We start from the raw sequence: 26,455 nt of genomic DNA, 5'->3' as shown, positions 1-26,455 counted from the left end.
GTCCGATCCGGCCGTAGCTCTCGTACGTACTCTTCGTCGCTAACTGTGTGTACCCCGGCTCCCGACCCAGTTGGAGCGGCTTGTCGTCGACGGCGTTGAACAACTGGGGGATCAACTGGGCCGTGGAAACTCGCAGGACATCCGGATTGTGCTCCTGGATCAGCGCCTCCACGTCACGGGCGATCGTCGACGGATCCTCTTCGAGGACGTACGTCTCCCCACTCGAGGCCGTCACTGTCACTGACCTCAGGCCACCTGACTCCGTTATCGGCGGCGTTTCGAGTTCCATCATCGTCGGCTCCCGGGCCGGCGCCGGATCGGTGCCGGTCTCGACGCAGTACCGGAACTCCGGCGAGAGGTCGACGTTGTAGCAGCGATACTCTCCCGGTCGGCCTAACTGCGTAATCGTCGACGCTAACCGCAGAATCACGTCCAGATTCATCACCTCTACGGCCAGCATTTCGCACGCATCGTGGCGCCAACCGGGGCGATGTTCTTCCCTCTCGACCTCGGCCACCTCGGGATGCGCGCCGATCGACGATTCGACCTCGTTGAGCGAACCGTCGGTAGTGTTGACGTAGAACCGAGGCCGGTAGCTCACCTCCTCGCGCTCCGCTCCGGATTCAGTAAGCGACCACTCGACTGCGGTTTCCTCGTCGGGGAAATCGATACAGTAGGTCACTCTGTACCCTCTAGTTCCTCCTCGAGCGTAGCGATCCGACGCTCCTGTGCGAGCACGATCGACATCAGGACCAGATCGAGCTTCCGTTCCGTGTTCTGGTACCCTGCGGCGTCGGCGTGTCCAGCGGCTTGTTCCCAGAGGTCGTCCCAGTGCTGCTGGTCACGATACCGGAGCGCCCGGCGGAAGTCACCCCACTGCTCCTCGAGACGCCGGAGACTGTCGCGGTACGTTGGGTTAGACCGTCCCACGAGCAAACACCCCTGAAGAGATGTTGGCGGTCTCGTGGATCGGCTGGCGGGCTTGGAGAACCTCCTGCCAGAACGCGATCGTCGTCTGAACCCAGCCATCCTCCAGCTCGTAGACCATCGTCTCGAACTCATCGCCGACGAACCGCGGCCCCATCGGTGTGTCCTGAACGGCGAGAGTCGATGTCGCCGCGGTCTCGACTGGCTCGCTGAACCCGTCCGCCTTCGAACGGGTGCACAGAACCGGAATTTCGTACTCACGGGCTACCCCGGCCAGCTTGGCAAGGGCACGAACCAACATCTCCTGCCCGTCATCACCTTGGAGATCACTCCCTCGATACAGGGCGTCGATGTCCGGTAACACGACCACCTCGGTGTTCTCGCCGAGATTCGCCTCGAGGTTTCCGATGAGCGCGGTGTGCTGATAGGGAGTGAATCCTCGAGCCACGTCGACCCGTTCGAGCACCCGTCTATCCGGAGACACCTCGGCGAGCGTGTCTGTCGTGCAATATCGCCCGGTCCCGACCCAGACTGCGCGACCACTTTCGAGTAACAGGCGGTCCACCATCAGGGTCTGAAGAGGTAGACGCGGGTCGTTCTCAGCTTCGACCAGCGTAATACCTGAATCGAGTGACGGGAGTTCAGGGATCGTCAATGATGGGGAGTCGTTCCTCTGGTGTAGCATATCTCCAACAACCGGGAACAGCTCCAAGAGTGTCTCTCGGGAGGTTCCGAACGGTTCCGGATAGGCCAAAACCGCCCAACGGGGACGCGGAGACGGTAGTTCCGAACGGTGTTCCGGAGGCTACTCCACGATCTGGTACGTTTTCGCACCTCCCTCGCTATCTGTGGTGATCAGGTTGTAGTGCTCGAGCTTCGGAAGGTGCCGCTCTCGAAGCGCTCGGAGCGTGATCGGGTCGGGGTGTTCTCGCTTGTAGTGCTCGTAGAGTTCTTTCTGGATCAGCGGACCGGCCTCCTCAAGACACTCGTAGAGGACACGCTGGTGGTCGTTCAGCTTCGAGATCGCTTTCTGGCGCACCTCCTCTTCGGCGTCAAGAACTGATTCGCGCACGAGACGACGTGGAATTGACGACAGTCCCTCGTCGGCTGCCTTGCGTGCCGAAACCCGCAGCGCCGTGATGGCCCGACGAGCGTCGCCGTCGGCCATCTCGGCGATCTCCTTCAGCGTCTCGCGCTCGACAGCCCCCGGATCGAGACCCTGACTGGCGCGTCGGGCGAGAATCTCCGTCACTGTGTCGGCAGTGTATCTGTCGAATTGAACCCGATATCCAACTGAGACTCGCGAGCGGACACGCTCCTCAAGGCGGGCAAGGAGGTCGACCTCGCGGTTCGCGATGCAAATCCAAGAGAGCCCGTAGATCGAATGGAGATCGTACAGCGTGTCCGGATCGCGAAGCTGGTCGACTTCATCGAGAATGATCACACTCGGCGAGTCGAGCGACGACTCCAGCTTATCGACCAAATCCCGCGCTGGGGCATTCTTCGGCACGGCCGCGTTGGCAAGGTCCTTCGCGGCACGCTCCAAGACGCCGGAACGCGTCGATTCCTTCCAGCAGTTCACGTATGCCGTTGGGACCTCGAGTACCTCGCGCCGGAGTTCCCGTACGGCAGCTCGGGCGACCGTGGTTTTTCCGGCACCGCTCGGCCCGAAGAGGTAGCAGTTCTCGGCGCGAAAGCCGTCCTCGATCGGCGCGAGAGCGTCGGTGACCTCGTTCATCTGGCTGTTTCGGCCAACTATCTCCCGTGGGAGGTGGTCTTCGTCGAAGACGGTCCCGTCTCTCAGCATCTACTCAGATTAGACAACGGAACACTCCATAAGTGGAACCCCTGCAGTTCCGAATGGTTCCGAATGGCGCGGAGGATTTGATGCCGAGAGCATTCGGACAGCCCTTGAGGGTGGCAAGCAGTGGAAAGTATCAGCGGAAGACCCAGCAAACGACCAATAGCCTCTGAGACGACGGCTCTTCGTGCAGAGATCACTGGTGGGCAAAGCCAGTTACTCTTCGCTGTGCCACTCCACGGTCGAGAAGACGTGATCGAGTTGGTCGGCGAACTCCGTGTCCTCAAAGGCGTAATCAATGTCGTCCTTAGACGCCACGCCGTCAGAGCTGAGTGCGTACTCGACGAGGTTTCCAAGATCGCGAATCACCGCGGCGATTACGTCGTGATCCTCGTTCGCGAAGTAGATCGCCGCTTCACGACTGGCGTCTTTCAGGGTTTGCCTGTCTTGGATGAGGGGATCGTTGTCTTGCCGGGCTTGGTTCAGATCTGAGGCTAACTCAACGATCATGCTCCGGAACCCGGATTGTGCTCCTCCGTAGACTCCTCGGGTTTCGATGGCCTGTTCGAGGTCCGACTCGGGGTCAACAGAGATATCGAGATCGGGGTTCTGGAGGTGATAGTCTAGGGTCTTCAGCAGGTTTTTACAGAATATATAGTCGTCTTGGCTAAGCCCGTAGAAGTCTTGGATGAACTGTTTCGCCTCGTTTCGGGCTGTGTCTTCCTTGTTCGTCTCGCCGATGCTGTCATAAAACATCGCTTCTGCGAGTTTCGAGATGAGGTACCCGAGGCCCGCTACGAGATGGATGTCTTGGTTGGTCGTTAGTCTGCGAATCGTCTCGGTGATCTCTTCGAACGTCTTCTCGATCTTGTCGTCCTTGTTGTGGTCCTCCAACGATCCCGCGAGGGTGACGGCTCTCGCGACTTCGGTTACTAGGGTCTTCTCCGGCGGTTTGTCTGTCTCGGTCTCCAGAATTTCTTCGACAGGCTTTGAACTCTGATCGTCGCCGTTCGCTCGTTCGGTGACATCTGACCAGTCTACGTCCTCCTGCCCACTGTAGTAGAGCGATAGACTAGTTTCCGCTTCGTCTTCGTTTACAGCTGGATCTTGGAGTAAATTCACCAGTTGCTGTTCTTTCGACTCCTTGGTTGGTACTTGGTCAAGGTGTAAGTCAACCATTACACCGGTAGCGAACCGATCCCCCGTGGTACGTGCAAACTCTTCGACTGCCTCGGAATTAGGGTTGCTTCCCAGAACAAAGTCCCACAGAAAATCCTCCAGAACGTCGATTAGAGGGCTTTCAGTCACGTCGTTCGCGTATATTGTGGCACACTCCCTGTGTTGTTCTGCGAGACGTTCTTCAGATATAGAGTTCCTGAGATAATCGTGCAGCAGATCGTGTGGTTTGTAGACCGGATACGAGTGGTGGCCGATCTTCTCGAGCACCGATTCGCGGTAGAGGCTCTGTAGTTCTCTCCTCGTTTTCGTTGTATCCTCCCCAATAAGTTTTGAGACAATATCTCGACGGAATTCCGACAGAGCACAGATGTTTCGAAGTAATCGTTCTTGGTCCTCGGCGAGTTCGTTCAGGAATTCACTCTCGAGGTAGCTGTGAATCTGAGACTCTGGGAGGTCGTTGAGTGCGGACTCGACGCTACTTTCGACAGCTATCGAGGCAAACCGATTCAGGTAGTAAGGATTACCTTTGGTGACTTCTACGACTTCTGAGATTTCTTCCTCCGATGGGTCGAGTCCTGCTTCCGATAGGTACGCTTCAGTTTCCTCCGTGTCGAATTCACCTAGTTCGACTGTAGTGATCGGGATGTCGTGCTCTGTAGCCAATCTTCGTTGAGAGCCAACACAGAAGACGACGTTCTCCGGAAGGTCTCTTGAGAGACTTTTGAAGAGGCGGTCGAACTCCTCTTGCCTAGCTTCGACTCGATCGTAGTGATCTAGGAGGACCAAGAGCGTGCAGTCGGGGTTTAGGTTAGAGAATTCCCCGAGGAAGTCGGTCAAGATTTCTCCGTACAGTGGGACGTTAGAGTCTGAATCTTCTTCGGGGAGGAGGTGCTTACCCACTGAGAGAGTGCTAAGTCCGGGTACGACTGCGCCGCCTCCGGCAGAGAGTAGGTCGATGGCGGGGTCCGTGTACTTAGAACGAATTACCCGGTGAAGGGCCTGTTTGGCCCTCTTCGTCTTTCCCGACGGAACTTCTTCTTTCCACCGTTCTTGGAATTCTGCCCCGAACTGTTTGATACTAGTTAGCCCGCTGTTGAACTGGAAATCGAGGACGAAGACGTCGTCTTCATCCGCGTACTGCTGTCTGATTTCTTCGAGAAAGCGTGTTTTCCCGTGACCACTAGGCCCGACTATGGAGTAGAAAGACCCACTAGAAGATTCGATTCCGTCAAATACAGTCCGTAGCTCTTCCTGACGATCGATAAACGAAGGAAGCTGACTCATGGAAGAAGATGTTGTCTGATGGAATACCTTCTTCCGTAATATATCCTCTGTTAGTATTCCTTTTCGATAGACTCGAGCGTGTCGTCTATGCTCTGGATCTGGTTTCTTAGAGAGTGGACGCGTTTCTCGACCATCTCGTCGTCGCTACAGTCGATTTCCGCCCGTAGGTACCTCGTCTCTTTTTGGCACCTGCTTAGATCAGACTCGGTGATTTCGAGGGCTTTCGATTTAGATAGGTCTTCTCGGCGTTCTGAACTACGCCAAAAGAGGACCCCGAACTTCTCCCTGAAAAATTCGCCAGCCCTCATTGATATTGGGCAATTGGGCTCGTCCCGATCATAAAAATCACGGTTAGTTCAACGGTCAACGAAATTAGTGGGGACAGTCTATCGGACTGACTCAACCTACTTCTTGCACAAGTCGGAAGCGACCCCCCGCAAACCCGCCCCGATCACGGCCGAAACCCGGTCGGTTCTCACCCATTATGTGCGATCTTCTTCTACAAGGCTCTATGCGATTGGAGGCCACCAACAAGCCGGATCAGTACAAGTGCTGGCTCACCGACGACGAGCTGGAGGAGCTCCGCCGCGCGGCCTCGAGCCATCGCGACGACCTGATCGTTCAACTCGGCGGCTACGTCGGCCTCCGGGCGTTCGAGATTCCCCAAATCTGCCCGAAGCACGTCAAGCGGACCGAGGACGGCGACCACTTCCGGCTCCGCGTTCCGGAGGGGAAGGACACGACCGGCGGCGGTGGGAAGCCCCGGGACGCCTACCTCCCGCGCGACGTGGAGGGCGACATCCACCGCTACCAGACCGCCGAGGACATCGGCCGCCACGAGCAGCTCGTCGATCTCTCCGAGCGGGGCGTCCGGGCGGTGGTCAAACGCACGGCCGAGCGCGCGGCCGAGGCCACCGGCGACGGCGACTTCCGCTACGTCTCGAGCCACGATCTCCGCCGGCGCTTCGCGCAGCGGCTCCTCGTCGATCGACAGATGAACCCTCGCGTGGTCATGCAGGTGGGCGGCTGGGACTCGTTCCAAGCGATCGAGCCCTACCTGAACGCGCCGACGCCGAGCGTCGTGAACGAGGCGTTCGAGGAGGCGGGGTTCGCGTAGTACAGGCGTGGGTTCGATCGTTTTCGGCCTCTCAGGGTAAAGCCTAAACAATACCATCTCCGACCGTTTGACATGGCCGACCCGGCATCATACGGCGATCTACTCCGTCTCATCGCTCTATCACTGCCTGCGCTTGCTCTACTTCTCGTAGCGTTCTCCAATCTGAGGGAACTGTTCGAAATAGAATCACTCAATTTGGGGATTGTTCTGGTGTTAGGTTCAGTATCCTTCATGGGCCTCGCTGCAATATTCTCGATAACGCCGTTCGCGTCCGGGTTTGGTGGCTCACCGCTCAGGGTTTATATTGTGTTTTTCGGGCTTATTGCGGCCCTTATGTGCATCACAGTTGCTTCTGGGATAGCTGCTTTCAGTGTCTTCTATGAGAATATTCTCTAGAACTCAGTCGTCGCGCTTCCCGGGACGGCGAATCTCGGCCGTGTCGTCGCCCTCCTCCGCGTAGAACGGTATCTGGTCTCCCTGCTCGATCTCCCACTCCTCGGCGAGCGGACTGGGGATCGTGACCGTCACGCTGCCCTTGGTTTCCTGTGCGGTCCGGCAGTCCGCGAATCGTTCCTCGATGCCCATACGTCTCGACTCTCGTGGTCTATCATAAAACGGGAGAACCGAACAGATTCTCATAAAGTCTATTAGATTCCCCCCAATTTTCTGCGATTTAGGCGCTGTCGTTGCCATTCGCGAGTATCGGCCGAGCGGCTCGGCCGACGACAAGTATGGACGACGACACTCGGGGCTCTGAGACAGAGCCCGACACGGCGGAGAAAAGGCACGACCCACAGCGCTGGGAGCGCCGGAGGCGGCGATGGTGAGGACGGTCCGGAAGCGGATCGCGGACCGGATCGCGCCGTCCTCGACGACCTGCTCAGCCTGCGGGATCGAGATTCCTGACGACTCGATCTTCTGCCCGCGATGCGGAGCGCGCGAGCCCGACGCCGGAGAGCCCGGCGTCGTGATCCGAGGGGTGTCAGAGGAGACCTCGGAGGCGCTCACCGACGCGCTGCAAGAGGTCGGCGTCGACGAGGACCTGATCCAGTATGAGTGAGGGCGACCTCCCGGCAACACAGAGCGAGCAGGATCTCCCAGAGCCGGAGGGTGGGGTCGATCTCGAGGCAGGAGAGCGGCTCGGATCAGCAGCGGACGCGATGGAGGAGTTCAACCGACTCCTCTGGCAGTTCGCCCGTTCGCTGATCATCGTGGTCGCGATGCTGCTCTCGATCTCGATGCTCGTGATCGCGTACTACGGCGCCGAGTTCATCGTGGGGCTGGCATGATCCGGGATCGACTCCGACCTCGAGCGTCGGCGCGCCAGTTGGTAGCGGCGGCGGGGCTGCCGTTGATCGCCCAGTCGGTGCTGTTCCAAATCGCGCTGGCGGGTGGGGAGTTCTACGAGGAACCGAACGGTAGCGTCTATCAGAACCCGGACGGCGCGGGCTGGGGAACGACCTACTACGACTACGGGTTTTTCGGGCCGTACTGGACGCTCGATCTCGCGCTAGTCGCGAGCGTCGGCGTCGCCGTGATCGTCTCGATCCTCGCGATCCTCGCGGTCGAGTACCGAGTTCGGCGCGGCGCCGGCGTCGACGACAGCGCTGACCCAGCGGGGGCCGCAGCGTGACGCCGAGCTGGTCGCCGACGGGGATCGACCTCAGCGAGAGGTTCCGCGCCTACGTCGACGGACTCCGAGAAACGCACGACAACCGCGCCGAGGACGGCGGAAACGTCCATTCTGAGTTCATGACCGAAGACACTACTGACGAGACAGCATCGACTACGACCTACCGAGACGCGTTCTTGGGGGCCGCACACTTCGCGCACCCGGGGAGTGTCACCTTCGCGTTCCCGGCGATCTCGGACACGCCGATGGGTCGGCGAGCGTTCCTCGCCGGCGTCGGCGCCGCCGCCGCGACCGCAGCGACGGCCGGTACGGCAGCCGCCCAGTCCGAGACCGAACAGCAGGACCTCGTTCCCAACTTCGACAGCGAGTACACGCCCCAGCCGCGGCTCACGGGCGCGCAGTTCCGCGTGACCGAGCACGACGTGGCCGACATGGGCGAGCTCGACTACGTCGACAACGACGGGAACATCAAGTCGTTCACCGAGGAGTTCGGGGCCGTCCTCGCCGAGCCGCCGGAGGCGGACGACGAGACCCACAACCCTGTGGGCTTCCACCCTAGCGAGATCGACACAAGCGAGTACACCGCGTTCCCGCGAGACGTGACGCGGACCAACGCCGACGGCGAGGAAGAGCCCGTCTCCGCGCTCGACGCCCAAGAGTGGACGACCGACGCCTCGAGCACTGCCGGCTCGATCACCGTCGGCGACGCCGAAGACGCGCTCACGGTCTCGACCTCGAGTCAGACGAGCGGCGATGTGGCCTCGGCGACGTTCTCGAACTTCACGATCGACTCCGGCGAGCAGCGGAAGATGCTCCAGTTGGTCCTGGACGTGAACACGCTCGAGGCCAGCGCAGTGGTCAACGTGAAGGCCGTCGACGCCGGCGGTGCGTCGGTCGTCACGACGATCGACTCGGCGGCCGACTCCGCGGCAGAGTCGACGATCGCGACCACACAGGGTCAAGGGATCGTCTACCAAGTCGAGCTCGGGAAGCTGTCCGGCGGGACGAACCTCGACACGCTCGAGGAGATCGTGATCGAGATCTCCGAAGCCAACGCGGACCTGACGATCCACGGCCTGAACCTCGAACTCGACACGGAGTGGACCTTCGGCGAGCGCGAAGTGTACGACTCCGCGGAGGAGACGGTGGTCACGGAGACACTCGTCGAGCCGACGGGGATGTCGTGGATCACGTCGCTCTCGACGCTGACCGAGCAGTTCAGCGACGCGACGATCCGGAACCTCGAGTACAAGACGCAGGTCCGCGCAGACGAGTCGCCCGCGAGTAACTGGGACGCGGCGATCGAGCCGGTCGAGCGCGGTACCTACTCCCATCGCTTCAAGATGGCTGGCGGGCTCGAGGTTCCCGGAGGCCTGTACGACGTAGACGTAGTCAAGGCGGGGACGCTGGTGGGCGAGGTCCGGCACCCGGAGAGCGCCTATCAGACCGTCGAGTACGCACACGACCTCTCCTCGCTACCGACGCTGGACAATCTCGATGAAGTATCGTGGACTGATGTCACCAATCACTTCCAAGACGCCGAGATGGAGGCCGAGGTGACGATCTCGCAGAATGCTAGCGCGGGCGACCAGATCGGCATCCACGCGGTCGTGACCGAGGACGAGGGGATCGTCACCGAGATGGCGGTCTCGTCCGGCTCCGGCGGCGGCGGTGCTGCACCGATGTCGAACAACAGCGGCGGGTTCATGAGCGATCCGATCGGCTGGATCGTGGCTGCTCTGACCGGCGTGGTCGGCACGCTGGGCATCTGGAAGGCCCGAGGCTCGGGTCAGGGGCAGTAGGATGGCCGACGACTACACTGCCCAAGACGCGGTCGAAGACGGGACTACTGGCGTCGAGGAGCAAGGCGTCGGTGGCTACGCGCAGGGCGCGGTGATCGGCTCGTCGCTCTCGGCGCTCGGGATCGCGATCGCGAGCTTCATCCTGAACCTCCAGTCGACGATCTTCGAGCCGATCGGCGCGTTCACGGGATCGATCGCTGACTACATCGGAGGGACGATCGGCGCGCCGGTGATCATCACTGACGCGGGCGCGGAGACTTCCGCCGAGTCGTTGGCTACGGGTACAGCGTCGTTGCTGGGGCCGTTCGCGTTCCCGGTCGCGGTGCTGGTCTCGGTCGGTGGGATGAGCATCTTCCTCTGGTGGATCACGAACACGGAGATCAACCCGCTCTCGGTGTTCTCCGACGAGGACGAGTAACATGAGCGGCGCCGACACCGACCCGGACCAGTACATCGAGGGGGGCTCTATCGTCTGGACCGGACGGAAGGGCCTCGCGGCCGGGATCGTCGGCACGTTCGTCACCCTCCTCGGGTGGATGTACGCGTCCTTCATCGATCTGATCGTGACCGGGATCAACGGCGTGATCTCGGGCTACGGGTCGTGGTACGCGAAGCTGCTGAGCGCCCCGTTCGAGGCCGGAGCGGGCGAGGTAGAGGCTGCGATCGAGACGGGCAGAACGGCGATCACATCGTGGGGACTGCTGGCGTTCCCGATGGCAGTGCTCGTGACCGTGCTATCGCTGTCCCTGATCCTCTGGGGGGTGTCTCGCTTTGTCTAGTGATTCCTCGCTCAACACGATGAGCGGCGGATCGAGCGGGAGCACCTCCGGAGACGGTTCGAGTGGGAGCTCCTCCAACGGAGGCTCCGCGATGGAGAAGTTCGCGAACGACCCGGACGGGTACATTCGCGGCGTCGTGCTGTCGATCTTCGTCGGCGGGATTCTCGGACTGGTCTCAGCGGTCGTGGGCTCCGGGATCAACGTCATCTCGACGATTCGCGGAGTGCTCCTCGGCGGCGGCTCGGAGATCGCTTCGCAGCTGGGGAAGATCGGGGACATGTTCGTCTCGGTCGCTGTCGACACGCCGATCAGTGCGATAGGCGGGATCGCGGAGTCGGCCGGGGTTTTCGCCCCGTTGGTCTCGGCACTGATCTTCGCCGCGGTGGCGGCGATCACGGCAGCGCTGCTGTACGCGACCTACCGACTGGTGGTGATCATCACATGAGCAAGCGCGACGGCGGGCTCGCTCTCGGGATCGGGGGAGTGTTCGCAGCGGGCGCGGATCTGCTGATCAACGGCGGAGGCGCGCTCATGCTCGCGCTCGACTTCTTCCTGAACCAGAGCGGGCTGATCTACATGGTCACGGCGAGGCTGGCGGCGGCGGCGCCGAACGTGGCGTGGCTGCCGGTCGGGCTCTTCTCGAGCCTCTCGACGGCTATCGCCCTCGTGACGGCCGTGTACGGGCTGTATCGGATAGCGAAGAACCTCAACGAACGACGGAACTCAAACTCATGACGGATTCCGAACAGATGAACGACGAACAGACACCCCGCATGCGGGGGGAGGTCGATCGACGATGATCCCCCTCTCGACGCTCGCCGTCGTGGCGGCCCTGGGCGGCCTGCTGTCAGTGGTCGCGCTGTGGGTGATCAACTACCGATCTACCGAGGACGCTCCGAAAGCGACCTCGAGGACCACGGAGACGGTCGTGGGCGTGCTCTCGGCGGCGGTGTTCAGCATCGTCGTCGCGGTCTCTGAGTTCACGGGGCTGATCGGCACCGTGGGCGACGTGGTCGCGACCTCGCCCGCGGGCGTCGGACAGGCCGTGCTCGGGTTCCTCGCGATCGCCGGCTTCGGCGGTTGGCTCGAGATCGGCGTCGTCGGCGGGACGATGATCGTGGTCGCAGTGCTCGGGATCACAACGGCGGTGAGGAACTGACATGCGGGGACGCTCCCGCGGTGTGGTCGCCGTCGTGGCGCTGCTCGCGCTTCTCGCGGTCGCTGCGGGAGCGCCGACTGTCACCGCCCAAGAGAACGAGACGGCCAACACGACCGCGAACACGACAGTAGAGACCGGCCCCTACACGCTTGAAGAGCTTCGGGACCGGGGCGTCCGTGGGTCTGAGACCGCACCACCCTCGGTTCGTCGATACGGCGACGGCCAGCTGTGGCTTCGGTACGCTCTGACGGGACTCGGCTCCTCGGCCGGGAACCCGGCGACGTACAACTACCTGAGCAGCGGGACGACCGTCAAGCGCGACGAGGTCTACCTCGGCGGGTTCCTCGGCTGGGACACGACGACTGAACTCGACGTGGAGCTGGTGTACTGGCAGAAGGGTCAGGTCCGCGTCGAGGACGAGGAGGGGAACGTCCGGTACGAGCCGGCGGCGGTGAACCAGACGGTCGAGGAGACGAGCGTGACGCTCTCGGGCGGGTACGACCGGGAGTCGATCGACCTGCTGACCAGCTACGACGAGCTCGAGCGCGTGACGATGTTCGTCTCCGGCCCAGACGGGGACGCGACATGGCGGTTCAACATCAAGACCTCAGTGCTCGCGCAGCCGGTCTCGATCGACACGCGCAGCGACCTCGCACTCTGGGGACTCGGCTTCGTGCTGCTCATGCTGGTGCTCACGCTTGCGCTCATGAAGCTGGCCCACCGGCTGCACGAACGCGCCGGGAAAGGGCCGGGCTACCCGATCTGGCTCTACATCGCGGGGGCGTTCCCGATCGGTTTCCTGACGTTCGTGCTGGGCTACCAGCAGGTGCTCTCGACGGTCGCTGAGGCGCCGTGGATTCTCATCCCGTTGGTCGCGCTGTTCGCGACGATCGCGGCGATCAACTGGTGGGGTGACGACACGGAGAGCGTCGGCGTCGTCCACGTCGACATGACCTCGCCGCAGGCCCACGAGGACGGGTCGGGGGACATCCCGGTCAGGGTCGAGTCCTACGAGGTCGCGGAGGTCGACGGCGTCCGCGGGCTCGTGGTCGACGGGATCACGCCCTACCTCGCGCGGGCTCGAGGAGCGATCCCGGAGCTCTCCCTGTTCTGCGGGGGCGAGGAGCGAACCGAGGATCCGAGCCTCCGGTTCCCGGGCCGAGGGAGCTACGACACGATCTACTTCGCGGACCCGTTCGAGTCGGACCCGACGACGGTCAAGCGGGAGGGCTGGTCGCTCTCGCACCTCTACGAGCCACCGGAGACAGACCCGGATGCGGGGGCCGTGGACCAGATCGTCGATCAGCTCACCGCGGTCGCGTGGGAGCGACTGATCCCGGCGGCCGGGATTCTCGCGGCCGGCTGGCTCCTCGGCGGCCTGCTGGTCGCGAGCTCGGCGATCGGCCTGCTCGTCTCAGCGATCCCGGCGGCGATGTACGCCGGCCAGCCCGTGAAGGGGTTCGCCGAGTGGCACCTCGCACCGGCCTCGTACGGGAGTGTGCTGGTCGCACTCGTCGACGCGAAAGAGGAATTCGACGAGGTCGCTGATCGGGACTACTTCCGGCAGAAGTACCACGAGGAGATGGGCAAGAACGCCGCCGAGCACAAGCGCCAGACCGAGGAGTCGGAGCTCTCCCGGTTCGAGCAGGTCATGGAGGAACTCAACGGCGACGTGCCGGAGGACCTCGACTCCGAACTGACCCAAGACAGCGCCCAGCAGGCGCGCACGGAGGCGGCGAGCGATGACTGATCTCTCGCCGCCGGAGTTCGGTGCCGACGCCACGAGGGCGGCGCTGGAGACGCTCTCGCGTGACCAGCGCGACCTGATCCGGTCATGGCTGGCGGGCTTCGAGAGCCGCGAGGACCTCCTCCGCTGGTGCCACGAGGCGTCGGTGCTGACGCTCGGCTACCTCGATCGAGAGTGGCACCTCGAGCGGCTCATGTCCGGCTCGGAGCTCTCGACGCACATCGTCACCGACCAGCGGTTCCGATGGGTTGACGAGGGCGACACTGCGCTCGAGCCCGAGCACGCCCGCGAGTACAGAACCGTCCTCGCGAGCGAGGACCTGATCCCGGCGTGCCGGTCGGCGCTGCGCTCGATCCGGTGGTCGACGGTGGAGCGCACCCACGACCACGACGAGGACAGCCCGATGCGGGTGGACCCGGAGGTCCAGAGCGATCCGGCGATGCGACCCGCGATCACCGAGGCGGCCGAGCGCCAGGAGTGGGTGATCGACCGCGGCCTCGAGGGCTTCGGCTCGCTGGACGACGTGGTCGAGACGTGGGTCCCGACCGCGATCCAAGCGTCGTTCGGCGAGATCGACGAGGACCTCGCAGCGGACTTCTGGCGCGAGCAGCCGCTTCGAGAGATGTTCATCGAGCGCCGGTACGACGACGGCGCCCCGCGGTTCTTCCGGGAGACGTTCATCGCGAGCGAGCTGCTCGGGCCGTTCAACCTCGCGATCGCAGAGCTTGCTGACCGCGCCGGAGAGGCTGTCTCCGGCGGAGAGACGACCGACCACAGCCCAGCTACCTACCCCACTTCATGAGCAAATCACTACGCACCGAGGTTCAGACCGAGTCGGAGATCCGGCAGCAGATGTCGCAGGTCTTCGACACGCACGACAAGTCCGCTCAGGCACGCGGAGATCCGACGCTGCCCAACCACAACGACGGGCAGGACATGTACAAGTCGCTCGGGATCGCGCCGTTCCACAAGTACCTCGCGCTGAACGAGAAGCGCGGAAAGAACGTCGCAACGTATCCCTCGGCATGGGTCACGCCGCTGGTCCACATGCGAGAGCGCGAGATCGAGCTCGTCGAGCAGCTGGTCGGCGAGGTCGACTTCGACCCGGACGAGCCGTACCCGAGCCACGAGGCGCTCGAGGACTTCCCCCGACCACGGGCGAAGGTGCTGGAGTGGATCGCCGACGACGATGGGCACCGGGTAGCGCCGAAGGCTCAGGGTCGCCGGACGATCGACGCGTGGACCGCTGGCGGCTCCGACTACCTCGCGTACGGGAAACCCGGCTCGGGGAAGTCGACGCTGATGGACTTCACCGCCTCGGTGCTTCAGGGCGTCAACAACGAGACGGTGCTGCTGGCGGACACGATGGACGACAGCGGGACCAACGACCGCGCTGAGTGGCTGCCGCTCGCACCGTGGGCGACGATCGCGGTGCCGGAGGGAATCCCGGTGGAGGTCCGAATCGTCCCGAACTCGCCCGAGGTCTCGTCGTTCGTGGTCGGCCTCGAGGACATCTGCCGGGACGTGATCCGGTACTCGTCGCCGCTCGATCTCCTCGGTCAGCTGATCGAGGGACAGTTCTACGTCGTGTTCCCGGACCCGCTCCATCGCGGGTGCGAGGACGTGAGCAGGTTCGCGTACCACCCGCCCGGGCGCGTGACGCCGGTCGGCGAGGAAGGACCGTCGTCGCCGACGCCGGCGGACCAGTGGTGGTTCGCGTTCGTGCAGGGGCGGATCAAGTCGGACCTGTTCACGCACTGGACCTCGCTGATGTTCGACGAGGCGGGGAACATCTTCGATCCGGACGCGCAGAAGGACGAGCACGAAGAGTACCAGAAGGTCCGGAACTTCGCGAAGGACTTCGCTGACGCCCGGAAGAAGGGTGTGAGCGTCTACTCGTACTCGCACGCGCTCTCGGAGGTGAGCCACTTCTTCCGCGCCAAGCAGCGCTGGTGGATCACGATGAACGGCATGACGCCGCCGATCGGGAAGACGCTGCCCGGCGACAAGACCTGCCCCATCCCGACGAGTCGCTACACACGGGATATGGGCAAGGGCGAGGCCATGGTGTGGAACGACTCGAACTACGCCTCGATCAACTGGCCGAACATCAAGCGCGGAGCCCGCCTCGACGCGGAGGTCTCCATCGACTTCGACTTCGAGGCGGTGGGGCTATGACGGGTCGATCGACGATCTCGCGAGAGCGCGTTTTCTCGCGAAGATCGAAAAGAAGCGATCGAACCCGGGGGTCGCGTCGAAGATCGACCTCTCCACGGTCTGATATGCCGATCGAGATCGCGGGATCAGTTGGCCTCGCACGCGCGCGTGGCTTAATCTTCAACTGGGAGCACCCCCCGGGGGTGGGGTTCAGCGGCACCTCAGCACACACTGGAGGAGAAACATGACGAGAATCCGAGAACGAACTTTCGCGACGTTCATCGCGTCGCTGTTGGTGGTGTCGATGTTCGGCGCGGCGGTCGTGCCGGCGCCCGTGAGCGCTGCGGACGGACCCGAGGGCATGGTCGCGCTCGGGAGCGGGCAGATAAGCGAGGACGTGCCCGAGGGCGCGGATCTGCCCATCCGCGCGAGCGACCTCGAGGGTGCAGTTTACGCGAGCGAGCACGCGGGATCGCTCGAGGTCGTGCTCACGACGCCCGAGCGGGCGGACGAGCACTTGGGGCCGAACGCGAGCGTGGTCGCGAACGACGAGGTCGCGATCGTGCTGCGCGACGACGAGGTCCACGAGGGCCGCGACGTTGCGGTCGGTCTCGACGTGCTTGAGAAGGGCGTCGGGTTCGTCCCGAAGGTCGCGTACGGGACGCATGAGAGCGGCGAGGAGTGGCGCTCACCGATCGAGCGCGAGGGCACAGTCGGCGTGTTCCACGTCCCGGAGTTCTCGTCGAACAGCGTGACGTTCACCGGCGGGATCAAGCTGGACGGCGACGCCGCCGGCAACGGGACGCAGTACCAGTACGAACTGAGCTCGCTGGACGGCGTCGACGACTTCTCGATAAATGTGACGGGCGTGACTAACAGCGAGTGGGATAACGTTTCCGCGAATACACTATCAGACGGCGACACAGCAACGCTCGACATCAGCGGCAACCTCGATCCGACTGGCCCGGCCAGCGGCAGCCCGGAAGTGACATTCAAACCGGCCGAGGCTCCGGTTTATAACCCGCTCAACGGCGAAGGAGACGGCAATACCGACGCGAGCCGGTATGTGATCGGCGACGACGGCACCGGGAACGGTATCAAGGCCGGGATTATGATCCAACCGGATCAAAACGTGAATGTCAGCGAGTTGCGGCCGTACATTGGCGCTACTGACGGATCGGGGTATTCCGCATCTGTCGACATTTACATCAGCCAAGGGACGCCCGATTCGACATGGGCGGAGGGAACTCTCGTCAAAAGCGGGTGGGAACCCTCGTGGTCGTCGGGCCGTCAATCGGTGCCTCTCGACTCAAATATCGAGCTTACTGCCGGCACGAACTACACGGTTGAGTTCGTGACTACCAACTCCGACAGCGACGGAGCTAACGATCACCTCCAGCTCGCATTTGACTGGGACGGCTCAACGTCCTCGACGTATACCCGAAGCGTCGGAACCACCGCTCTCGATGGCTACTGGGCCGATATCCAGTTAGTACAGAATGAGGTGACTGATCCCGGACTCGACATCGACGGCGACGGATCGCTTGAAGCGTCTTACTCGGGGACGCTATCGGGGAGCGAGAGCGTGACACGCACGTTATCGAGCCTCTCGGTCAGCAACGACACGGTGACGGTATCGGCGACGAGCGGTGCCGTGGATATTGAGGTTGACCTGAAAGAGCGAACCCAGACGGAAGACCCCGGTGTGATAGTTAACGGCTACGAGACCACCCACGACGGTGTCCTCGACAAGAACGAGACGATCTCGCTCGCGACGAACGAGGCGTGGCTCCGCGAGGGGACGAACAACGTCACGGTCACGACGAATAGCTCCGCCGGCGGGCCTGAGTCCCTCGTCGGCTTCGAGTACAGCCACGACGCCGCGGGGACGACGAAGAGCGTCAGCGTGGAAGCGACGAGCTGGACCGAGTCGTTCAACGTCTCGCACACGTTCCCGAGCGCGGTGGCCGACGCCGAGTCGACGCTGACGTTCAACGAGCATGTCGTCGAGATCAACGCGGTGGAGGTCCGACGCAACGGCGGTTCGTGGAACGAGACGAACGACTACACGCTGAACGGTACCGATCTGACCGTCCAACTCGGCGACGTGGCCGCGGATTCGGAGATCGACATCCGAGCGACGGGCTACAAGGTCGGCGTCCGGAACGGCGCGATCGACGTGCTCGAGCCGACCGTCGACGGCGACAAACTCGACACGAAGATCGAGATCGAGAATCGTAGCGAGAACTTCGCACTCGATCTCTCCGGGATGGATCGCGTTCACTACGCCGCTGAAGAGACGTGGACGGGCGACAGCGCCTACGTCACGGTTGACTCCGGCGGCGATCAGCTCCTCCACTTCGCGGACGCGAACGAGGGGAGCACTGCGCGCGTCCGCACGATCCCGCTCGAGGTCGAGCCGGTCGACGGCGAGATCGCGGTCCACGTCGAGAACCCGGAGGCGCCGCGCTTCCGGTTCTCCGACGAGGGAGTCGCGGGATCGTCCTCCGTCGACGTGACCTACCACGACACGACCGCGGGGAACCGCTACGTCCTCTGGTCGGTGACGCAGTCCCGCGAGATCGACGCCGATCGCGCGGAGAGTCCGGTCCAGTTCTCGACGGGGCTCACGTCCGCACAAACGTTCGAGATCCGGCAGCGTGACCGCTCTGACTCCGTCGGCGGCGTGGTGCCGCAACAGCAGTCGCCAGGTTCGTCGGCGCCGCTGGTGCTGGTCGTGCCGGCGGTCGGGATCTCGGTCGCGGGCCTGTTCTGGGCCGGGCGCCGGTTCGGTGGTGCGTCGGGCATCCGGGGCAACGCTCTGCTCCTCGTCGGTTCGACGATCGTCGCCGTCGCCGCGCTCGAACTCGTCTCGCCGGGGACGATCTCCTCGATCTGGCGGGCGACCGTGTTCGCACTCGGCGACGCAGCAGCGAGCGGCGTCGGCGCGGTGATCGCGGCGATCGCCGTGTTCTTCGGGCTCTGGCAGATCAACGCCCGGACGAGCGCCGACGTGCCGTGGTGGGTGACGATCCCGACCGTCGGGATCGCGTCGATCATGGCGCTCGAAGCGATCCGGCCGGGCTCGGTCCTCGGCGCGCTTCAGGGTGTGCTCGCCGAGGTCGGCGGGCTGGTCGTGCTGATCGTGCTGGGGATCGTCGCGTACGTGATCTATCAGCGCCAGAAGACCCAGCAGGCCGAGGCATCGACGCCGGACACGCAGGTCGAACTGGACCTCGGAGAGGGGGAGAACTGAGCCATGTCGGCGGTGCTCGACGTGCTCCGGATGCTCGGCGTTCAGGGCGGCGCGCTGGCGTCCGTGGCGTGCCTGATGGTCGTGTTCTACCTCTTCCGGGCCAAGAGCGCCGGCGCGCGTATGGCGTCGCTGGGCGCGGCTGTGGTCGCGTACACAGCGGCAACGCTGGTCGCGATCGCGGCAGCACTAGCGTTCGGCTGGATCGACCCGAACCCGGGCGTGATCACCGAGCATCTGGGCAACGCGTTTCGAGTCCTCGTCGAACAGGGCAGCGGGCCGGGTCGGCGGTTCGTCCGCTGGGCCGTCGACGCGCTCGCGGGTGGCAGCGCATGAGCCTCGATCGCGTCAAGGGCGCGGTGACGCTCGTGTTCGCGTTCACGTTCTTCGGATGGGCGCTCTTGCACAGCGTTCTCGGCTGGTGTACGCGCTGGGGCTGCGGCCGGAGCCCGATCGGTATGTGGGTCGCGTCGCTGGGGAGCTGGGGAGAGTTGCTCGTCACCGGCGTCGAGGAGATCCGCATCGTGCTCGCCGTGGTCGCGATCTCGGCCGTCGTGATCAGCGTGGTCAAGGCAAAGGTGGGCGCTCTCGCGGACCGTTTCTAACCCCCCTTCGTTTCATCTGCTTCAACTGGAGATTTCTGCGTGCGGTGGGGGGCGGTGCGGTGTATTTTGCTGTCCCTGTCCCGTTAGGGACTCAACCAGGTAGGGGATTCATTGTCTAGGCGGCAAGGAAGCCTGCATGCCCGCCAGTCGAGAGGTTACATTTCGGAAAAGGTCCGACGCTAGTGAGGATATGCTATCGATGAGTGTTTCTGGCGACCTCGAGCGTCGTCGGTCTGTCTATTTCACAGATCAGAATCCAGAGTTTGTGATCGAGGCAACGAATATCTCGGATGCTTCCATCGGTGGTAGAGTGATTGCCCGGGTAGAGTTCGATGAATCAGACGATGACTACGGGGAAGAGCACGCAAGCATTAACCTCGGATTGGAGCCAGGCGAGAGCACAACTGGGACTCTGAACCCGGATATGATTTCACACCGAGGCCATGCTGCGGTAAGGATTGACACTGCGGTGGTCCACGAGTCAGATGGCGACTACGATTACGAAACAAGGAATAGATCAGGCAATAGACGAGCTAGGGCCTATACATTCATGGTGTACGACAGAGATTACTATAGAGTAAACTACCTTCTCCCAAGATACGCACAGTATCTGGCTGCCTTCCTCTCGGTACTGATTGTTGGTGTCGGAGTCATACAGATCATAGGAACCTGAAGGAGCCACAACCTCCGCTTCCCGTGCATCAACTGGAGATGCTGAGCGGTGCGGGGGTATTTTTCTGGATGTCCCTTTTAGGGACACTCCCTAAGGGGATCCTCGCACCGAGTGCGAGAGGACCGCGCTGTCGCGGCGGGTCAAGCGTATCGATCGGGACGATCGAGAGCGCTCCAAGGACGAATATGCCGCTGGGACGCGGAGTTACTTATAAAGAACAGAACCGTTGGATAGTGATGCCTCTCGTCAGTCGCGGCGCTACCAGGTGATCTTCGAGCCCACGCGCCGGGAGTTCGGACCGTGGAGTACGTCGGGAGCCTCGTAGCGGAGCTGGGCGAACTCGGATACGTCTCGACCGGCCGAGGTCCACGCCTCACGCCCTTCGCGAAGAATGTCGTCGACGTACGGAGCGTCGAGACTCTTCATCTCGGAGAGCACCATGTCGAAGCGTAGAACGCCGCCGTCGTCGCCGTCACCGTCGTCCCTGACAAAGCGAGCGCCGTACTTGTCCATCCACTTCGAGAACGCGCTGTCGGCGGCACTCCGTGTCTCCAGACGCGCGAGCTTCGCCACGCGGTTCCCCGCGTTCACGACGTGCTCCTCGAGCCGGTCGACGACGGAAGCGATCTCCTGGCGTAGCTTCTCGCTCTGGAGTTGAATCAGCCCGTTGTCGTTCTCGATCACGTCATCGCCCAGCTGAGCGAGTGCACGGTAGATCTGGCTGATGGAGTACCCGGTCTCGTCGGCTACCTGCTGAACGGGCTGGCCGCCGTCCGTCGCTAGTCGCTCCAGGACAGACTGGGAGGACGGCATCAGATCGTTCAGCGTACGAGCGACCAAGAGCTCCTGTTCGGCCTCGAGTTCGGGTGTTGGGTCAGAGATGATCGCGATATCCCGTTCCGATTCGGATATCCCGAAGTGGTCGTCTTCGACGAACACGGTCTCGTCCGGTTGGATCGGGATGCCCGACCACTCCAGAACGTTGTGAACTGTCTCCTCAAGTTCCCGGAGTAGGTCGTCGCGATCCCCCCATCGGACCGAGTCGTGGTCGTTCAGGGACTTGTGAAACGCCACCCCGAACTTCGGTGAGGAGAGCGCGTCGTCGCTGCTCTCCTCTTCGCGGATGTGCTTCGGGTGGTAACACTTCAGACGCTTCCCCAGACGGTTCCCGGGAATCATTTCGTGGCTGGCGGAGGGGCCAACCTCGAAGGCGTGCCGCTTCGCGACGCCATCCTCATTGTTCCCCGAGTACGCCCACGTCGTGTTGTCTCGGGTGTTCATCAGGTGCATCAATCGGTAGAACGCGCCGTCCGAGCGCGTGAGCTTCCGGCTGTACTCCCGCATCAGTCGGACGTAGAGTTCGCAGGTGACGATGCTACTGTCGTCGCGGATGTTTCTGAAATAGGAACGGCTGAAGTCACTCCCAACTGCATCGGCGAGAGCTTGGACCGACTGGGCGAGGAGGTACTGGTACTCCTCGAGGCCGAGGTTACTGCCCTGGACGTGAACGTCGACACCGTCACCACCGCACCACGGGATGTTGGCTTCCTCACCGTCTGAGGCTTTCTCCATCCCGTCGAAACGCGGGGAGATGTTGTAGTCGGCGCCCGCTTCATCGGGGCCGTCGGCGTGGAGGTTCAGCTCCCAGAGGCGTCCGTCGATCGGATCCTCGGGTCGTGCTGCGATCCCGCTCTCGGAGTAGTAGATCTTGATCACCCAGGTACGGCCGCCGATCTCGGTTTGCGTCTCGATCTTCCCGTCACCGGCCAGCACGAGCTGGCAGAGCGCGTGATAGGGAGAGAGACCGTTCTCGGTGAACCACCAGAACATGTCCGCTTCGTGATTCGCGGGCGCTTGTCGAGGCTGGCTCACACCGACCCACCCCGATCATCGTCCAGCAGGTCGTGACGAACGTCGACGACGTTCCAGAACGTCGCAGTCTGACACTCGTGGCAGACGTGTCGAAACGTCCCGGTCTTAATCTCATCGGGATCCTCGGCATCGAGTTCGTCGAGCGTGACCCGCTTCGTCGTCTTCCGATCGCGACCGCTCGAGGAGCAGCCGATACAGATGGCGTCGACGGGGATGCCGACTTCACCGGCCTTTGGGCCTAAGGCTTCGGTCAAGCCGACTCACCTCCGGAGACCGACTCCGAATCGGGCCGGTAGTAGTGCCCGCCTCCGGAGGATCCGATCGTGAGATCGTCCGGACGGTGTGGGCAGCCGATCAGGTGCCCGTACTCGGTGCCGTCGGACGGGCTACGGGTGCAACGCGCTTTGCAGGTCCCGCACCGGAACTCGGAGTCCTTCTCGGTTCCGAGCGTGCCCGTGTGCGGATTCACGCGGACCACCTTGTACAGACTGAGCGCTGGTTAGACCAACGGCTCAGAGACTGAAGGATGGATAGAGAGCCCTGAGCGGTCGAATTGTCCCGACTCAGGAGGATGTGGTATGGGACCGCCGAGGTCAGGAGTCCACTTCCTACTCGGGTCACGCGGAATCACCTCCGTTGTCGTCGAGCCGATCAAGGTGCTGCCGACGGCTCATCCCGCGCGTCAGCTCGAACGGCTGGTCGTACACTTCGTCGAGCGAGGTGTTCGCTTTCTCCTCGAGATCACGACGCGGCCAGCCCTTGTCGCGGTGCCAAGTGTAGCTCCCCGTCCGGATTCTGTGGGGAGATCGCGCGCTCGGACACTTGCTTCCGCGGCCGTGTTCGCGAGCGACGCACTCCTCCGGATCGCGGTCGTGCGGGCACTCCCCGCCCCAGTTACACGGCTGGGTGAGGATGTACATCCAGTTCCTAATCGACGTATCTGCCAGCCGGCCGCCGCCCTTCTTCGAGGTCAGCAGCGGCTTCCGGCCGTCCTCGTCCTCGATCTCGTGACGGTTCACCCGGATGTACGCCTCGAGCACCTCGGCGGTGTCGTCCGAGATGTTGATCACGCGCTCGCCGTCGGTGCCGTTCTTCAGCGTGGTGTCCGACGCCGATTCCGGACGGTGCCGGGGGTAGATGAACGGCGTCTCGGCCTCGTCGATCACGTCGTCGACGACCGCGGGCGTGTAGCCGTCCTCGAGCAGCTGGCGCCGAAGGCGTCCGAGGTCGTCCTCCTCCAGATAGAGATCCCGGAGGTCCAGCCCGTGGATCGCGCCGAGCCGCATCGTCGTCCGCCAGATCAGCATGAACGAGACGTGCTCGCGCGAAGCGTACTCGTACCGCTCGAGGTTCTCGAGGATCGTCAGCGCACGCTGGGCGGGTAGCGTCTCGGTGTTGACCCGCTCGTCCTTCGAGAGCTCCGGCACGTCGAGCGCTTCCGCGACCTCGGGCAGCACCGCGTTCAGCTTGGCGGCGTGCTCGAGCATCCGGCCCAGTGTCCCCCACTCGTTCTTCTGGGTAGACTCGGTGATCCCCTTCGAGAGTCGCTCAGACTCGTACTGCTTGATGTGGCGGGTGGTCAGATCGTTCAGGTCATCGATTCCCTCGCGATCGCAGAACCGGATGAAGTGGATCGTCCGATCCTCGTAGGAGCGGACCGTCGAATCGGCTTTCTCTTCCTGCCGGTCGAGCCAGTCCTCGCGAGCCTCGCGAGGTGACATCGGCTCGAGGTCGGCCTCGGGGTCGATGGACTCTCGCAGGTCGTCGAGTTGGTCCATCACGTCGGAAACGTCGGGATCGTCGTCGTCGACTTCAGAGTCGTTTTCACTAGTCAAGGTGGGCCTCCCCAGCGGAGCCATAGTCAGAGGTTCCACTTTCACCGCGCCGTAGTGTCATTTTTACATACTCATACACTATCCCGACGTATGGCAGAGAATGACTCTGAAGGCGGCAAGAGAACAGCAACCGCGATGGGTACAGGAGCAACGCTCGGAGCAACCCTCGGTGGTCCCGGAGGAGCACTAGTTGGCGGAGCGATCGGCGGTCTACTCGGATACGCCTCAGAGACCGAGGACGAGTCGTAGCATTCGCGCGGAGAGAATTGGCTTGAGCGTCCTCTGGAGAACTACGGTCGCTCACTGGTTCTCACCTCGCTGAAGCTCTCGGAGCTGCTGCTGGAGGTACCGCTTCACCTCTTCCACGTCCGGCCGGCCCGGCGTGTCCTCGAGGACGGCGACGACGAGCTGATCAATCTCGTCGAACGGATCGGTCTCCGGGTGCTCATCCACGATCTCGTCGGCCACGTCCATCCAGTCGGGACTGTCCTCGGTCTCCAAGTCGGAGAGTTCGGACGCTTCCACACGGGGCTGGGGCACCTCCACGTCGGCGACGAGTTCGGGAACGTCGACATCCGGGATCGTGACGTTCAGCGTGAGGCTCGTCGCGAGTTCGTGGGTGCCGAGTTTCGCGGCGTCGGGCTTCGACTTCCGCGTACGCGTCGTTCCTTCGCGCCAATTGATCACCAGCCAGTTCTCGATCGTCTCCTCGCGAGCGCCGCCGTCGGTGACGAGTTCCTTCTCGTCGTCGTTGGCTTCCGGGTACGCCGGTCGCTCACTAGCCGGGAGCCGGTAGAGTTCCAGCTTGTCGCCGTACTCCACGCCCTCAAGGTCGAACGGGATGATCTGGTCATCCTCGGGCGGTGTCGGCGCGCCGCGATCGCTGAAGGGGCGACAGAGAGCCGTCGTCTCGGTGTCGACGCCGATGTCCCGGAGCGCGCGCCCCTCCAGGTGGGTGAACTGCCCGTGATTGTCGATGACGACGATCCTGGTCATGGGCGGGGTTGGCTGACGAGGCTCAAAAGCGCCTCGGAACCGGGGCGATATAGGCACGTCCGTGCAACCACAGCTCCGGTCTCAGAGCGAGAACGGGTCGAACCGCTCGTTCCGGCCGTTCCACTGCTCGATGTCGCGCTCCTCGCGGGTGTCGAGGTACACCTCGACGCCGTTGCCGTCCGGGTCATCGAAGTACAGCGCCTTGCTGACCCCGTTGTCGACCGGCGAGACAGCGACTTCGCGCTCGGCCAGCCGCTCGGCGGTCGCCCGGAGTTCGTCAGCGCTGTCGACCTCCCACGCGGAGTGGTAGAGGCCGACGCGCGGGCCTCTCGGGGCCGCCGGGACGCCGTCGTCGACCTCCTCGGCGCCGATCCCCTGGAGCGCGAGGTCGTGGTGGTGCTCGCCGAGGGAGAGGAACGCGTAGCGGTCGACGCGCTCGGTCACCTCGAGGCCGAGCACGTCGCGGTAGAACGCGACGGCGCGGTCGACGTCGGTGACTTTCAGGTGGACGTGTCCGAGGTGGTCGGCGGGCATGACCGGACCGACGCGCCCGAGCGGGGCGTGATTTGTGCCGGCGGCGGTCACTCCTCGCGGCGCTCGCTGGCCGACCGGAACCCCATCTCGGAGAGTTCCTCGCTACGACGGCGTTCGCGTTCGGCGATCCCCTCCGGGTCCGGGCTGGCGTCGTCGTCGATCCGGGCGAACGAGCGGTGGACCTTGGTGTGACACCAGCGACAGAGGCCGACCGTGATCTCGTGGGCGGTGTCGGCGTCGTCCTCGCCGCGGTTGCCGTAGGAGAGGTGGTGTTCCTCGATCAGCGGTCGTGCCTCCTCGTCGTGGGCGAGTCGGACCTCTTCCAGCCCACAGCGCGCACACGCCTTGGCGTCCGTGGTCGAGCGGTAGTGCGGGCAGCGCGACCAGTCCGGCGACTCGCCGTCGGTCGCCGCCGCCTCGGTGTCGGCGACGACGCAGGCGTACCCCTCGCTGCGGCGCTCGGCCGCGAACTCGGGGTCGCCCTCGGCGTGATCCAGCGCGTACCGGCAGCGGCCGTCGCTCGTGAGGTGGTCACAGCGCCCGGCGACCGCGTAGGGGTCGTCGACGCCAACCGGCGTCCCCTCGGGCGTCTCCTCCATAGCCGCGGTGGGGCGCGCTCGGCCTTGAACGCTCGGTCCCGGGGGAACGCTTAGTAGGGCGGCGGCGGGAGCGGGTGGCGTGCGACTCGTCCACCACCGCGACGGCGGGGCACGCCCACCGACGGCCGACGAGGCCGGCACCACAGACGAGGAGGGGAACGCCGACGGCGTCGAGCGGCGGGTACTCGCCGACGAGGTGGAGTTGGCCGAGGGGCCGCTGGCGCAGGCGCTGGGGCTGATGTTCCGCCGGTCGATCCCCGAGGGGTACGCGCTGGCGTTCCCGTTCGAGGCGCCGGCGAGCCGGACGATCCACACGCTGTTCGTGTTCCGGCCGATCGACGTGCTCTGGCTGGTCGACGACGAGGTGGTCAACGTCGAACGCCTCCGGCCGTTCCGGGGGCTGGCCCACGGGCTCGCGGACACGGTGGTCGAACTCCCGGCGGGCGCCGCCGAGGGCGTCGAACCCGGCGATACGGTCGAGATCGTTGCGTGACGGCCGGCAC

Annotated in this window: 32 protein-coding genes and 1 pseudogene; 20 read left to right on the top strand and 13 right to left on the bottom strand. The window is 63.4% G+C overall.

Translation table 11 applies throughout. From position 1 onward, the window contains the following. The 6 genes and pseudogenes from ACYQZ5_RS00275 to ACYQZ5_RS00250 form a co-directional block, all read right to left on the bottom strand. Nucleotides 1-682 (bottom strand): annotated as a pseudogene (locus ACYQZ5_RS00275) (type B DNA-directed DNA polymerase); the annotation flags it as partial. Beyond that, a complete protein-coding gene (locus ACYQZ5_RS00270) occupies nt 679-930 on the bottom strand; it encodes a DUF8156 family protein (RefSeq protein ID WP_379730411.1) in 252 nt (83 codons plus the stop codon). The gene ACYQZ5_RS00270 and the pseudogene ACYQZ5_RS00275, both read right to left, overlap by 4 nt. Then, nucleotides 917-1,612, bottom strand: coding sequence for a hypothetical protein (locus tag ACYQZ5_RS00265; protein WP_379819011.1), 696 nt, complete (start codon nt 1,610-1,612; stop codon nt 917-919). Before ACYQZ5_RS00265 ends, ACYQZ5_RS00270 begins: the two co-directional genes overlap by 14 nt. Nucleotides 1,613-1,732: 120 nt before the next feature. Next, complete coding sequence (locus ACYQZ5_RS00260; RefSeq protein ID WP_379730413.1) at nt 1,733-2,734, bottom strand: Cdc6/Cdc18 family protein; 1,002 nt, start codon at nt 2,732-2,734, stop codon at nt 1,733-1,735. Nucleotides 2,735-2,944: 210 nt separating this feature from the next. Beyond that, the gene (locus ACYQZ5_RS00255; protein ID WP_379730414.1) at nt 2,945-5,191 is read right to left on the bottom strand and encodes an ATP-binding protein; all 2,247 of its coding nucleotides are present in this window, start codon (nt 5,189-5,191) and stop codon (nt 2,945-2,947) included. A gap of 50 nt (nt 5,192-5,241) precedes the next feature. After that, nucleotides 5,242-5,499, bottom strand: a complete 258-nt coding sequence (locus ACYQZ5_RS00250) for a hypothetical protein (protein ID WP_379730415.1) — start codon at nt 5,497-5,499, stop codon at nt 5,242-5,244. A 203-nt stretch (nt 5,500-5,702) separates the two neighbouring features. Between ACYQZ5_RS00250 and ACYQZ5_RS00245 the strand changes: the two genes are divergently transcribed. Beyond that, nucleotides 5,703-6,308 (top strand): site-specific integrase, encoded by a 606-nt coding sequence (locus tag ACYQZ5_RS00245; protein WP_379730416.1) that lies wholly within the window; start codon nt 5,703-5,705, stop codon nt 6,306-6,308. A 72-nt stretch (nt 6,309-6,380) separates the two neighbouring features. After that, on the top strand, nt 6,381-6,704 hold the full coding sequence (locus tag ACYQZ5_RS00240) for a hypothetical protein (protein WP_379730417.1): 324 nt from the start codon (nt 6,381-6,383) through the stop codon (nt 6,702-6,704). Between the two features lie 3 nt (nt 6,705-6,707). Here the strand turns inward: ACYQZ5_RS00240 and ACYQZ5_RS00235 are convergent, their stop codons facing one another. Then, nucleotides 6,708-6,893, bottom strand: a complete 186-nt coding sequence (locus tag ACYQZ5_RS00235; protein WP_379730418.1) for a hypothetical protein — start codon at nt 6,891-6,893, stop codon at nt 6,708-6,710. Between the two features lie 235 nt (nt 6,894-7,128). Here ACYQZ5_RS00235 and ACYQZ5_RS00230 point away from each other — a divergent pair, with 235 nt between their 5' ends. The 16 genes from ACYQZ5_RS00230 (at nt 7,129) to ACYQZ5_RS00155 (ending at nt 20,116) form a co-directional block, all read left to right on the top strand. Beyond that, a complete protein-coding gene (locus tag ACYQZ5_RS00230) occupies nt 7,129-7,368 on the top strand; it encodes a zinc-ribbon domain-containing protein (RefSeq protein WP_379730419.1) in 240 nt (79 codons plus the stop codon). Continuing rightward, on the top strand, nt 7,361-7,597 hold the full coding sequence (locus tag ACYQZ5_RS00225) for a hypothetical protein (protein ID WP_379730420.1): 237 nt from the start codon (nt 7,361-7,363) through the stop codon (nt 7,595-7,597). The genes ACYQZ5_RS00230 and ACYQZ5_RS00225 overlap by 8 nt, the downstream gene beginning before the upstream one ends. After that, nucleotides 7,594-7,941 carry a hypothetical protein gene (locus ACYQZ5_RS00220; protein WP_379730421.1) on the top strand — a complete coding sequence of 116 codons (348 nt, stop codon included), beginning with the start codon at nt 7,594-7,596 and terminating at the stop codon, nt 7,939-7,941. The genes ACYQZ5_RS00225 and ACYQZ5_RS00220 overlap by 4 nt, the downstream gene beginning before the upstream one ends. Then, complete coding sequence (locus ACYQZ5_RS00215) at nt 7,938-9,743, top strand: hypothetical protein (RefSeq protein WP_379730422.1); 1,806 nt, start codon at nt 7,938-7,940, stop codon at nt 9,741-9,743. Before ACYQZ5_RS00220 ends, ACYQZ5_RS00215 begins: the two co-directional genes overlap by 4 nt. Before the next feature lies 1 nt (nt 9,744). Further along, on the top strand, nt 9,745-10,161 hold the full coding sequence (locus tag ACYQZ5_RS00210) for a hypothetical protein (protein ID WP_379730423.1): 417 nt from the start codon (nt 9,745-9,747) through the stop codon (nt 10,159-10,161). Nucleotide 10,162: 1 nt separating this feature from the next. Continuing rightward, nucleotides 10,163-10,522, top strand: a complete 360-nt coding sequence (locus ACYQZ5_RS00205) for a hypothetical protein (protein ID WP_379730424.1) — start codon at nt 10,163-10,165, stop codon at nt 10,520-10,522. A gap of 91 nt (nt 10,523-10,613) precedes the next feature. Then, nucleotides 10,614-10,967 carry a hypothetical protein gene (locus ACYQZ5_RS00200; protein WP_379730425.1) on the top strand — a complete coding sequence of 118 codons (354 nt, stop codon included), beginning with the start codon at nt 10,614-10,616 and terminating at the stop codon, nt 10,965-10,967. Next, nucleotides 10,964-11,257 carry a hypothetical protein gene (locus ACYQZ5_RS00195; RefSeq protein ID WP_379730426.1) on the top strand — a complete coding sequence of 98 codons (294 nt, stop codon included), beginning with the start codon at nt 10,964-10,966 and terminating at the stop codon, nt 11,255-11,257. Before ACYQZ5_RS00200 ends, ACYQZ5_RS00195 begins: the two co-directional genes overlap by 4 nt. A 61-nt stretch (nt 11,258-11,318) precedes the next feature. After that, entirely contained in the window at nt 11,319-11,681 is a 363-nt protein-coding gene (locus tag ACYQZ5_RS00190; protein ID WP_379730427.1) for a hypothetical protein, read from the top strand. A gap of 1 nt (nt 11,682) precedes the next feature. Beyond that, complete coding sequence (locus tag ACYQZ5_RS00185; protein WP_379818782.1) at nt 11,683-13,431, top strand: hypothetical protein; 1,749 nt, start codon at nt 11,683-11,685, stop codon at nt 13,429-13,431. Beyond that, nucleotides 13,424-14,230, top strand: a complete 807-nt coding sequence (locus tag ACYQZ5_RS00180; protein ID WP_379730429.1) for a hypothetical protein — start codon at nt 13,424-13,426, stop codon at nt 14,228-14,230. Before ACYQZ5_RS00185 ends, ACYQZ5_RS00180 begins: the two co-directional genes overlap by 8 nt. Next, on the top strand, nt 14,227-15,606 hold the full coding sequence (locus tag ACYQZ5_RS00175) for a hypothetical protein (RefSeq protein WP_379730430.1): 1,380 nt from the start codon (nt 14,227-14,229) through the stop codon (nt 15,604-15,606). The genes ACYQZ5_RS00180 and ACYQZ5_RS00175 overlap by 4 nt, the downstream gene beginning before the upstream one ends. Before the next feature lie 223 nt (nt 15,607-15,829). Next, a complete protein-coding gene (locus ACYQZ5_RS00170) occupies nt 15,830-18,841 on the top strand; it encodes a zinc metalloprotease (protein ID WP_379730431.1) in 3,012 nt (1,003 codons plus the stop codon). A 3-nt stretch (nt 18,842-18,844) separates the two neighbouring features. After that, nucleotides 18,845-19,174, top strand: coding sequence for a hypothetical protein (locus ACYQZ5_RS00165; RefSeq protein ID WP_379730432.1), 330 nt, complete (start codon nt 18,845-18,847; stop codon nt 19,172-19,174). After that, complete coding sequence (locus ACYQZ5_RS00160) at nt 19,171-19,443, top strand: hypothetical protein (protein WP_379730433.1); 273 nt, start codon at nt 19,171-19,173, stop codon at nt 19,441-19,443. Before ACYQZ5_RS00165 ends, ACYQZ5_RS00160 begins: the two co-directional genes overlap by 4 nt. A 265-nt stretch (nt 19,444-19,708) precedes the next feature. After that, nucleotides 19,709-20,116 (top strand): hypothetical protein, encoded by a 408-nt coding sequence (locus ACYQZ5_RS00155; RefSeq protein WP_379730434.1) that lies wholly within the window; start codon nt 19,709-19,711, stop codon nt 20,114-20,116. Nucleotides 20,117-20,374: 258 nt separating this feature from the next. Here the strand turns inward: ACYQZ5_RS00155 and ACYQZ5_RS00150 are convergent, their stop codons facing one another. The 3 genes from ACYQZ5_RS00150 to ACYQZ5_RS00140 form a co-directional block, all read right to left on the bottom strand. Next, nucleotides 20,375-21,988, bottom strand: a complete 1,614-nt coding sequence (locus ACYQZ5_RS00150) for a DUF7845 domain-containing protein (RefSeq protein WP_379730435.1) — start codon at nt 21,986-21,988, stop codon at nt 20,375-20,377. After that, nucleotides 21,985-22,242: a hypothetical protein gene (locus ACYQZ5_RS00145; RefSeq protein ID WP_379730436.1), complete on the bottom strand. Its 258-nt coding sequence runs from the start codon at nt 22,240-22,242 to the stop codon at nt 21,985-21,987. The genes ACYQZ5_RS00150 and ACYQZ5_RS00145 overlap by 4 nt, the downstream gene beginning before the upstream one ends. A gap of 363 nt (nt 22,243-22,605) precedes the next feature. Beyond that, nucleotides 22,606-23,823 (bottom strand): tyrosine-type recombinase/integrase, encoded by a 1,218-nt coding sequence (locus ACYQZ5_RS00140; protein ID WP_379730400.1) that lies wholly within the window; start codon nt 23,821-23,823, stop codon nt 22,606-22,608. Nucleotides 23,824-23,877: 54 nt separating this feature from the next. Between ACYQZ5_RS00140 and ACYQZ5_RS00135 the strand changes: the two genes are divergently transcribed. Beyond that, the gene (locus tag ACYQZ5_RS00135; protein ID WP_379730401.1) at nt 23,878-24,072 is read left to right on the top strand and encodes a hypothetical protein; all 195 of its coding nucleotides are present in this window, start codon (nt 23,878-23,880) and stop codon (nt 24,070-24,072) included. A 51-nt stretch (nt 24,073-24,123) separates the two neighbouring features. Here the strand turns inward: ACYQZ5_RS00135 and ACYQZ5_RS00130 are convergent, their stop codons facing one another. The 3 genes from ACYQZ5_RS00130 to ACYQZ5_RS00120 all read right to left on the bottom strand — a co-directional run bounded on the left by ACYQZ5_RS00130 (nt 24,124) and on the right by ACYQZ5_RS00120 (nt 25,952). After that, the gene (locus ACYQZ5_RS00130; RefSeq protein ID WP_459844739.1) at nt 24,124-24,819 is read right to left on the bottom strand and encodes a hypothetical protein; all 696 of its coding nucleotides are present in this window, start codon (nt 24,817-24,819) and stop codon (nt 24,124-24,126) included. An 81-nt stretch (nt 24,820-24,900) separates the two neighbouring features. After that, the gene (locus ACYQZ5_RS00125; protein WP_379731814.1) at nt 24,901-25,353 is read right to left on the bottom strand and encodes a VOC family protein; all 453 of its coding nucleotides are present in this window, start codon (nt 25,351-25,353) and stop codon (nt 24,901-24,903) included. Nucleotides 25,354-25,400: 47 nt separating this feature from the next. After that, the gene (locus ACYQZ5_RS00120) at nt 25,401-25,952 is read right to left on the bottom strand and encodes a DUF7097 family protein (protein ID WP_379819013.1); all 552 of its coding nucleotides are present in this window, start codon (nt 25,950-25,952) and stop codon (nt 25,401-25,403) included. A gap of 79 nt (nt 25,953-26,031) precedes the next feature. Between ACYQZ5_RS00120 and ACYQZ5_RS00115 the strand changes: the two genes are divergently transcribed. Next, on the top strand, nt 26,032-26,445 hold the full coding sequence (locus ACYQZ5_RS00115; RefSeq protein WP_459844736.1) for a DUF192 domain-containing protein: 414 nt from the start codon (nt 26,032-26,034) through the stop codon (nt 26,443-26,445). The last annotated feature ends 10 nt before the right edge of the window (nt 26,446-26,455 follow it).

This window comes from Halolamina salina (assembly GCF_054653455.1).
Note: the sequence above shows the minus strand (reverse complement) of the source record. Positions and strands in the feature narration are given on the sequence as shown.